Here is an 8,882-nt window from a genome sequence, read left to right on the forward strand (position 1 = left end):
CTGGTAACCAATTGGTGGATGTTTTGTTAATGAGTTTGTTCTTTTTTGGTTTGTATATGACAAAAGTATCACTGTGGCTAAGGGTGCGATTAGTGTCTTTTATCTATAGGTTTTGCAAGTAAACTTCTTAGCTACTTTACCCAAATATGACTCTTTCTATAAACTCTCAGCTCAAACACGCAGGGAGTTTCTCACTTTGAGCATTCATAAGCTTAAGAATACCAATCTGAATTATCTAACTTTTATCATAGCGTTCGAACAAACAAGGGTTTAGCGCATATGACGATACAATTGGTAAAAATTCAAGGTGATGAGACACCGCTGTTCGCCCCGTTTTCTGGAGTTCAAATTGCAGGAGAGGGCGTGCAGAGTTGGGATAAGCTTGAGGAAGATCCGACGTTTCTATTCGGTTTTTGTTTAGAAGCTGGTGAGTTTGTTTATATCAACAATGAATTATCTCAAGCTGTTGGTTTTGATATTTCTGATGTTGAACTTACGGTAGAGCAGCTTTGTAGCATGCTGAAAGTTCGCAATGGTGTTTGTATAGAGCACAATACTGGCTGGGGCGGTAGCTACATTGTAGCGTTTGGGGAACTAAATGAATGCTAACACAAGGTGATCTATGCCCACACTGTGGTTTGATAATTATGATGCCAACTGACTTAACTCCAGATTGTCTAGGCTGTGGAAAGATTATCAATCAGGAGACAGACCAAACAGATGGTGACGAATTTTATGGTATCTAGACGATAGCATAACTATTAAGTCCTTCTTTTTCATACAAGACCAAATAACTTAGTGAGCCTATTTTGAAAAATATTTTGGTAGCCGTGACAGGCGCAAGCCCTCAAGTCCTAACTGAAACGCTGTTTGCATTGAATCATCAAGGTAAAACAATGCCTGATGAAGTATTTGTGATTACTACCGCTAACTCTAAGCTAACGCTAGAAGAAGGGTTGTTTCAAGATGGTCATTGGAACAAGTTAATACAAGATTATCAACTTCCAGACATTAAGTTTAGTTCTGACAATATTTGGTTGATCTCTGATGAAGAAGGCAATGTGTTAGATGATGCAAAGGCCGAAGCAGACCAAGTCGTCATGGCTGACTTTATTACACAGAAAGTAGAGGAGTTGACTCGCAATGACGATGTTGCGATTCATGCTTCAATTGCTGGTGGACGAAAGACAATGGCTTTTTACATGGGCTACGCAATGTCTTTGTATGGTCGTGAGCAAGACGTGCTGAGTCATGTGTTCGTAGACGATGATTTTGAGTTTGTGAGTGAATTTTATTACCCAACTCCTTATGATAAGTACATCGTCGGGAGAGATAAAAAAAAGGTCGTAAACACCAAGGACGCTAACGTCACCCTAGCTGAAATCCCGTTTGTAAGAATGCGTCGTCAGGTTGATGAGTCAATTTATAATCAAATGCAAAGCCATTCGTTTTCAAAAACTGTATCAGCTTTGAATAGCGCTCATAGCTCAGAAATTAAAGTAAAAATTTCGACCAAGGATAAGACATTAGATGTGGCTGGTGTACCTGTAAAACTTACAGCTAAAGCGCTAGCTATTTACTTATTCTTCGTCAAAAAAGCCATGAGGACGGAAACGTTGGGGCGAATATTTGAAGAAGACGTTGACCAAACGCGTGAATATTTAAAAGTATTAGACTCAATGAAAGCCGACGTGCGTTTGTACAAAAGCATGGGTTTAGAAGATGAGGGGCAGTGGCGTCAGAATGATTTTGAATTGACACCTAAATTGACGAAAGACTTCGTACGTCAGTCATTAAGTGCATTCCATAAAACGTTAGAAAGGCGTTTAGTTCCAGATATCGTGGAAAAAATCAAAGTGCACTCTGATGGTGCCAAAGCCGGTGCGAGTTATAGTGTCAATAGTGGTATTACTATTGAGGTAGATGGGCTGGTTGTCTGACGCTAAACAAATGTTTGGTCTGAAAACCTTGGATCCATTTAACATTAGTGCGTTAACGCAGGTGTGATAATAGGATCTTTGATGGCATGGTGTATCTTCTTTGTGAGTAAGCATAAATAAGGTACATCAATGAGATTTCTGAAAATAAAGGAAGTCATGACAAAGACCGCTTTAAGTAGGTCTTCTATTTATCGAAAGATGAGTGAGGGCTCATTTCCTAAGCCCGTACCTATAGGGGAGAGGGCCGTTGCTTGGGTCGACAGTGATGTAGAAGAGTGGATGAAAGAGTGTGTAAAGCAGCGATGATTGCAGCTAGTCGAAAGGGAACACATCCAAATAAACATCCAGTAATTGAAGAAAGGTAATGTATGACCTGCTTCGCTGTGGGCTCATCGGCACCAGTTTCCTAAATTCTCTTGTGAGTGAATCACGGTTCTCTTTTTTGGTCTGAAGCAGGTGGATGCTAATGTTTCCTTTTTCATGATAGCCAAGAAACTTAGCTTCATCCGAACGGTGTATATCGACACCAATTGCTGTCATTTTTTGAGATAACCGATCATATCTATGTGGGATAACTGCTTCAATAGTTGTGGCATTAAAGCCAACTCGGCTTTGTACTAACTGTTCCCAATATCGGTAATGAGAAATGACTTTATCAATCGTTATTTCATCGGACGCTAGTTTATGAGAAAAATGCCATTTAATTCTTACGTGCTCATCCTTAATGCCAATCACTTTCATGGTTTTGAGTAAGAATGCGACGGTCTTTATATCATGCGTTCGAACTAAGTGTCCTTTAGCCCCTACACAATGGTGAAGCGCTTTGGTTACTTGGGATAGGTTGATCTTGGCATTACGTAGCGCCTCTGATTGCAACGATTTATCAAATTGCTGCATAAAAAAGTTGAGTTGATCTATTTGATATTGATTTAGCCTGTTTATGCCGCAAAACTCAGGAAGGGTGTTTTTGGATCTTCTCGTGTAAATCTCGCCATGTGATTCCAGCCTAAGTGCAATCCGAGTTATGAGCTGTGCAGATATCTTTGTTAATTCTGCGGCTTGTTTTATAGAGTAACCATAACTTAATAGGGAAATGCATTTAAAAACGTCAGCAATGGGAACACTGTTCGACGAAGGTTTTCTCTCTTCTTTGTTAATAAGTAGCTCAAGAGATCGTTCAAGGTCGGGCTTGGATTTTCCAACCATAGTCATTGGCAATGCGTCGTGATAAAGAGCCAGCGGTTTGCCATTTCGGATTGGCCTCATACTCTTGTTATCGAGTTTTACTGTGTAATCAATACTATACTGCAATAAGTGAAGGGGAGACTCATTTCGCCTCCTATTTAATAAGTAAATATGAAGGGCGGCTAGGTGTATATAAGAGCTGAATGTCGTTTCAATGGTGCCATGTCCAAGTAAACGTGATAGTACAAATGCCTTTTTCCTTGTATTAGTGCATATACCCAAGCGATGAAATAGCTGGTTTTGCCTATCTGCCGAGAAGAAATTGTGCTGCAATGGCAGAGGGAGGTTATTAGTAGGGTAGCGATTGAAATTGATTAATAACCAATTCCAATTTGCAAAGCTGTGCCGTAGGTGATGAAACCTAAGTTTATCGTCTTGGGTGATCTCTTTTAAGACGACAGTAAGTAATGTAAATGCGTTTTTTAGTCTTTTAGGATCCTGAAAAATTAAAGCATTTGTCTTTTGAGAGCTAAGTTTAGATTTGTCGATAAATGATATGAGCTTCTTTTGCCAGTGAATGGGCATCAAGCAATCTAGTGGTAAGTTGCGAGCACTGTTTCCAGTTTTTAAGGACCGATACTTATTGAGTCTGATATGTACTTGAAGGTAGCCGTGGTCGTTCAAATGAAAGTCATTAAGTTGTAGCCCTCCAATTTCGCCTCTACGCAAGCCACCGTAAAATCCAAGTAAAAATACAACAAGAGCAAGTTCAGCTTCTAAACTATCTTTGTTGAGAAATGATGTTACAGCATCGGCTTCGTGCATTGTGATTAAGTTAGCACTGACATTTGATTTAGATGTTGTTATATCTAAATCAGAGAAGCATAGTTCGGGCACAATTTGAGAACTCACGACAAAATCAGCAAAGTAGAGGACGAAAGATTTCCTTTTAGTTGAGTTGATTCCCTCCGCAACGATATTCAACTTTTCTGCCCACTCTAGAGCATCCATTGTGAATAGGTTACAGTAATTGAATTCTGCTATGAATGGGATTGCAAAGGTTCTCACATAGTCGCGAATGGTACTAAAAGTGAGTACTTTCTTCCCTATGTCACCCCGATAAAGCAATTGATACATCCAACTGACTAGAACCCAAACTACTGGATATTTACTAGCGTTATTTTCGGCTTCAAGCCATTCATAAAGCCCCCTCCTGATTAGCCGCCCTTGATGGGCTTGTTCCTTTCTAGTGTTTTTCGATGTCTTCAATAGGTCCAAGAAGCCATGCAATATGCGCACTAACTCATCGCTACTTAGCTCAGTAATATTATTGTAAGAGGTATGGTTCTTTTTCCATGCGGTGCTTTGTCTAACCGTTGCGGCCTGGTTTGTTAATCTCGCTGGTGGTTTTCTGAAGACATCAGTCTTATCGAGGAATACGCGTTTCATTGTTGAACGAGTTAACGGTGTCGATTGTAGTAGGCTAGATTGGATCCTAAAATCGATAGGACTCTGAGTTAGCACCGTTTCGATTCGATGACATTGGCGAATATCAGAAAGATTCAAAGAATATTGTTTAGGTATAGCTGCAGTATGATGACAGTAATCATTGATACAACACATGATTTTTGATGATGTTAATCCTGCTAAGCTTCGTTGTGAAGTTAACTTAGGGACAAGAGCAGGAGCTGTGAGGCTGTACTCATATTGATACAATCTCGCCTTTTTAATCAATAGCCTAGACTGATTGTAATGTTTCATATTGATGAATGAAATTCGGTGTAAAACTAGAAGGGCTTCAGCGACTGGTGACAGAAAATATTGCTGCTTTCCAGAAAAATAACTTAGTTGTTCAGTTCGATATAGGTCTTGGCTGTTGGTGATTAGAGCTGATATATCCTTTATATTGACACATCCTTCTTTTAACAATAGCCATAAAGCAAGCCTCCCTAATGACTGTTCTGAAGACAATGATAATGTGGGTTTCTTGATCTCTGCTTCAAGTTGAGAATAGAGTTTGTCAGCTAACGAGGCTTTGAAAATATTTCCTGGCGTAACTATAGGCTTATCCCTACGAATTTCAGTAAATGAGCCTAAAGGGGGAGAAGTGACCTGGAACTCTCGCTCTAACAGTACCAAATAGAGTTGTAATATTTTCCGCTGCAGGGATTGGACATCTATATTCGAATCGAGTTTTGACTGGAGCACATTGAGTGATTTTATGGTGATGGCGTCAGATTTTGCTTCTTTATCATAAGTGACCACAAGTAATTTAGTGATTAGGGCGTGTAGTTTCTCTATTAACTTTTTTGCTGCCTTTTCTGTATCGAGGACAAATATATTCTCAATATCTTGTTTAAATACTACTGAAGCCTCTGCAATTAATCTTTTAAGGTCTATTGAAGGTGGCATACAGGTTCCTTAGGCCAACAGCGAGCGAATTGGAGTTAAATTCAGATCATTGGCCATACCTTGGATTATTGGACTGACGGCCCTGCATGCTTCGTTGAAGTCGAAGGTTGAATAACGTCCAAGAGGAGCTTCACCAGTGGACCAATGTCCCATAGTGAAGGCTATCGATTCTGGTGGCAGGTTGCTCTTGGTTAAAAAGGTTCTCAAGTAGTGTCGAGTTGCATTGAGAGGATAGTCTGTATTTTCTTGTTCACTTAACCAAGCTGGGTGTACATTCCTCATATGTATACCGTGGCGGTTTTCCATGAAATAGAAAAGTACACCGGGGTATATTTTTGAGTTTTTAATCTCTGAGAACCAGTTTGTTGCTTCAGATTGCTTAATGGATAATGACTGAATCAACTCTTCTGTTTGCTTCTTGGCGTGGAATGCTGTTTCAGGCTTTAGTACATGAAGAATGTTAGTTAGCTGTTTGAGGTGGTTTTGATAATGCTTGATCTGTTTATCCAGATTTTCAGCGAGTGGAATAATGCGGGCGTGGGTGAAGTCTATGTCATCTTTATCGCTGATCATTAGCATTTTATAACGACTCAATCTTAAGTTTAAAGAAGGGAGAGGGTTATAAACAGCGCGGTAACCTGTCATTGCTAGCAGCATTGAGCTTACGTAAAATACGTAATCATTATGATATTGGATTAATTTGTCATACGAAGACTGTATTTCGAGCTGGTTATACCCAGCCAGCTTTTTTTGAAGAGATGCGTAACGCTTTTGAAAGAACGCTTTAGAAGGTAAAAACCTAGAACCAACAACACTGCAGTCACAAGTAATTAGATAATCAATGAGTTTCACACTTCCTACTTTAATACTGGGGATAAACCCTAAAGAGGTTACTCTATCAACGATAGCTTGCCAGAAATAAAAGATACTTGAGCTCATTTCCATAAATGAATATTGAGTATAGTGGCGACTAGCTCGTGTTTTGTAGGTGGTATGATTGAAAGCGAAATCGAAAATAACAGAGTCGATTAATTGGTTGGCTTCGTTAAAGTTAAGACTGAAGTATTGAATTGATTTAAGACTGATTCTGACGGCGTGCGTTTCTGATAGGTTCTTCAAGAATGTTGCACAGCTCTCACGATACCTGCTTTTAGATATTTTATTAAACAACGGACCTGCATTTCGTTGATTGAAATCCAATATAGAAACTAGAAACTCGGGTACTTGTGTGAGTGAATAGTCACTGATTTTTATTAACTCACTTGAGCTAGAGTATTCGGCAACTGTGAGACTATCAACAAATGCAGCCTTAAAGTGCCAAGTGTTATCAATCCGCACAAAGCCCTCACCATCTTCAGAGTGTTTATCGAGAATCTTTAAAGAGCAAACATCTGCTATCGGTCTCGATAGGTAAAGTGAAGCAGTAAGCAACTTGCAGATCACATTCGTCTCAACAACTCCGATAAGTTTACGATAGTTCTTTTTCTTATTTAGTTGAAAAAGTAGAAAAGAGAGGTCGTGAATCTGCAGTATGGTTTTATCAAGAGAAGTTGAATTGTGGGCGCGCTGAATACTTTTGGAGATGTTTGTTATTTGTGTTTGACGGGATGAGTTCTCATTAATCTGCTTAATTGCTGGAATTTCATGTTCCGGTTTTCTGTCTATTGTGGACCCTTTCTTTACGAAGCTCATCGAAGGAAAGGCTTCGGTTTGTTCAATACCCGATTTAGTGTTGTCAATTCGAGTATTTGCGATACTTGTATAGGTATCATTGCTAGCACCTATAACACGCTCGAGTTGTTTGTTGTTGAATCGCTGTCTCAATACCGCACGTGTTGACGATTTCTTTTTAGTCCTATTTTTCCAATTTAGATTGAAGAAGTTGCAGAGTTGCCTTAGTTGGTTGTTAATCGATCCTTCGTATGTATTGGTTTTACGCAAGGTGTCGAATCGGTCAGCAATTTCATTGGTTGTTACCCCAGCGAAGTTGGGTAAGTTAAATGTTTTATTTCGGTTTAGATTACGAAAAGCACTAGTCACTTCCTCTTCTCTTTCAATCTTGAAAATCGTTTCCATATGTTCAAAGAAGTGCGATAGAAAGATGAGAGTAAAAACAGCACGATTAGAAGTTGAAAAGAACATTTTGTATTGTGCAAGCAAAGCAAAAATGACGTGGGTTTGGCACCAACCTCGCTCAAAGTGATGGTTTGAAAAGTCGTCCTTATTAGAGATTTTTGAATCAGAAATTGCCTTAATAAAACTTACTAAATCGTTTTTTGAAATGAGAAAAACGGTTTCGAAAAAGTGTGGATATTGTTGTGCTATTTCGAGTAGGTTACTTAGTACTTCGTTGAGCGCTCTGAATGAAACGGGGCATTCAATTAAAGTGAGAAAATCATAAAGTCTTTCGAATTCATCATCGCTCAAATTCAATTGTTCATCTAATAAATTTTGCCTAGAAATGAACTCTCTCATGGTCATAAATCTCGATTTGAGGTATTCAATATGGCGGCTAGTTCTTTCTTAGTTTTTAGCTCTGGAAAAATTACTTGCCACTCTTTGTTTGTTAGATAGCTACCTTTTGCCTCATCATTAGGGAACCAGTTTTCTAAGAAAAATTTCACAGTTTTTTCTTTTGTGATAAACAGCTTTTTTAATAATTGGGTGGTTAAATCGGACAAAAATATGAGCCGTTTAATGTCATTTTGAGGCTTTTTAGTGAGCAAGATAACGGGTGTTTTTCTAGTGAGTGACTGTTCGGAATTAATCGTATTTATAAGTAGAAAGTGAGTTAAAAGACCTGATACGAGATAGTAATGATTTCGTTTTTTATAGACCCAAATTGGAGATTGCAAAGCGACTAGGTTGCTCATAGCCTGGGTACTTTTTGATGCAATCGACTTTGACTTTAAGGCTGAAACGGGATTTGACTCCGCGATGATTTCTGCGAGATCAGGGTCGATAGATATGTCACAAAGATTAACGTGAGAGAGCTCTACGTTGTAGAGCAGGGTAGCGTCGTATTTCTCAAGTCTAGATATAAAGTCGCTCAAATGTTAGATCTCGTAGTCGCAAATTGAAATTTTTAAACCTAACTAATTGTAGTATATGGATGTGACAAGAGTGTGCCCAAATTCATACATAAAACATTTCGTCATAACAAAACCTAAGTCACTGATTTAAAATATTCTAGGTTAAGTGTCTGTTTTTTCGGTGGACAGCATGAATTTAGGATGTTCATGTAGATTTTATATTTACACAGCTACTGTCTTGACATGGCGGGGGTCGGTGATTCGAGTTCACTCGGACGCACCATTCCTTATTTGTTTTTATTGCATAACTATT

Annotated in this window: 6 protein-coding genes; 3 read left to right on the forward strand and 3 right to left on the reverse strand. The window is 38.9% G+C overall.

All coding sequences use genetic code 11. The features are described 5' to 3' along the window. The first annotated feature begins 279 nt into the window (after positions 1 to 279). From AB4138_RS06085 to AB4138_RS06095, 3 genes are all read left to right on the forward strand, one after another. Positions 280 to 609, forward strand: coding sequence for a hypothetical protein (locus AB4138_RS06085; protein ID WP_372235842.1), 330 nt, complete (start codon positions 280 to 282; stop codon positions 607 to 609). A gap of 200 nt (positions 610 to 809) precedes the next feature. After that, positions 810 to 1,940 carry a CRISPR-associated ring nuclease Csm6 gene (csm6, locus tag AB4138_RS06090; RefSeq protein WP_136978197.1) on the forward strand — a complete coding sequence of 377 codons (1,131 nt, stop codon included), beginning with the start codon at positions 810 to 812 and terminating at the stop codon, positions 1,938 to 1,940. A 129-nt stretch (positions 1,941 to 2,069) separates the two neighbouring features. Further along, a complete protein-coding gene (locus tag AB4138_RS06095; RefSeq protein ID WP_017071512.1) occupies positions 2,070 to 2,246 on the forward strand; it encodes an AlpA family transcriptional regulator in 177 nt (58 codons plus the stop codon). Between the two features lie 6 nt (positions 2,247 to 2,252). Here AB4138_RS06095 and AB4138_RS06100 read toward each other — a convergent pair whose 3' ends face one another. The 3 genes from AB4138_RS06100 to AB4138_RS06110 are packed head-to-tail and all read right to left on the reverse strand — an operon-like array spanning position 2,253 to position 8,590. Then, entirely contained in the window at positions 2,253 to 5,537 is a 3,285-nt protein-coding gene (locus AB4138_RS06100) for a tyrosine-type recombinase/integrase (RefSeq protein WP_372128296.1), read from the reverse strand. A 9-nt stretch (positions 5,538 to 5,546) separates the two neighbouring features. After that, the gene (locus AB4138_RS06105; RefSeq protein WP_372236552.1) at positions 5,547 to 8,012 is read right to left on the reverse strand and encodes a hypothetical protein; all 2,466 of its coding nucleotides are present in this window, start codon (positions 8,010 to 8,012) and stop codon (positions 5,547 to 5,549) included. Between the two features lie 2 nt (positions 8,013 to 8,014). Next, entirely contained in the window at positions 8,015 to 8,590 is a 576-nt protein-coding gene (locus tag AB4138_RS06110; RefSeq protein WP_102321030.1) for a hypothetical protein, read from the reverse strand. Positions 8,591 to 8,882: the final 292 nt, after the last annotated feature.

The sequence above is a fragment of the Vibrio sp. 10N.286.52.C3 genome (assembly GCF_041468865.1).
GTDB lineage: Bacteria > Pseudomonadota > Gammaproteobacteria > Enterobacterales > Vibrionaceae > Vibrio > Vibrio crassostreae_C.

What these genes read in the sequence shown, in the direction of transcription:
- AB4138_RS06085 (WP_372235842.1), top strand. Translation starts at nt 280, where the DNA reads ATGACGATACAATTGGTAAAAATTCAAGGTGATGAGACACCGCTGTTC.
- AB4138_RS06095 (WP_017071512.1), top strand. Translation starts at nt 2,070, where the DNA reads ATGAGATTTCTGAAAATAAAGGAAGTCATGACAAAGACCGCTTTAAGT.
- AB4138_RS06100 (WP_372128296.1), bottom strand. Translation starts at nt 5,537, where the DNA reads ATGCCACCTTCAATAGACCTTAAAAGATTAATTGCAGAGGCTTCAGTA.
- AB4138_RS06105 (WP_372236552.1), bottom strand. Translation starts at nt 8,012, where the DNA reads ATGAGAGAGTTCATTTCTAGGCAAAATTTATTAGATGAACAATTGAAT.